Source organism: Mesorhizobium sp. M6A.T.Ce.TU.016.01.1.1, from assembly GCF_003997065.1.
Lineage (GTDB): Bacteria > Pseudomonadota > Alphaproteobacteria > Rhizobiales > Rhizobiaceae > Mesorhizobium > Mesorhizobium mediterraneum.
Window position 1 is genome coordinate 1 of the sequence record NZ_RZTJ01000091.1, and the last position, 884, is coordinate 884.

Here is an 884-nt window from a genome sequence, read left to right on the forward strand (position 1 = left end):
CATCGGTGTCGTCTCCGGTGTCGGGAAGCAGGCGTCAGGAGGCGTTCAGCGCGTTTGTGGCGATCGCCTCAAAGCGCCTGTCGAACAGGTCCTCGGCCTTGATCGCGGGCTTGCTCAACTCCTTGGCCAGGAGATCGATCGTCGCCTGCTGGCGCACGATCACGTCGTTCCAGTCGGCGGGGATGTCGAACTGACCATCAGCGTCGACCAGATACTGGCCATCTTCTGTGTTGAGGCCCTGGGTGGCGACGTAGTACCCCTCGATCCACTCCTTGGGATGCTCTTCCACCCAACGGGCGGCTAGCGCCCAGTAGCGCACATATTCGCCGAGAGCGGCTGCTTTGGCCGGGTCGTCAAGCACGGCTTGTGGGGCATAGAGATGGGCTGGATCATCGCGCAAGCCGTGCGGGATGGTCGCAGCGCCGTCGGCGCCATACTGGCGCAGGTAGCGCTTGATGAGGACGCCCGAGATCGGCGCGACGTCGACTTGCTTGCCGGCAAGTGCCACTGGATAGGCATCGCCTTTGCTGGGCAGTTCGATGAGATCTACATCCTCCTTTTCTAGGCTGGCGGCCTGCAGGACCCTCAACACCAGCGCGCCTTGTGCCTGACCGGGGCTGAAAGCAATCCGTTTGCCGCGCAAATCCGCGAGCGTCTTGACCTCGACTCCCGGTGCAATGCCGAGTTGATAGATAGGGTGCGCAACCGGATTATTGCGGAACTTCGCGGCAATGATCTTGACCTTGAGCCCCGTCCAGGTCGCGTGGATGGGTGGAATGTCGGCAACCGATCCGACGTCCAATGCGTTGGCGCGAAAGGCTTCGATTGTCTGTGGGCCGCCGCTGATATTGGCCCATTCGACCTCGAACGGCAGTTGATCGATC

Annotated in this window: 1 protein-coding gene; it reads right to left on the reverse strand. The window is 61.8% G+C overall.

The window, feature by feature from the left end; all coding sequences use genetic code 11:
• Positions 1 to 34: 34 nt before the first annotated feature.
• Positions 35 to 884 (reverse strand): ABC transporter substrate-binding protein (locus EOC94_RS33365; protein ID WP_127295872.1); only part of this gene is annotated, 850 nt, incomplete at its 5' end.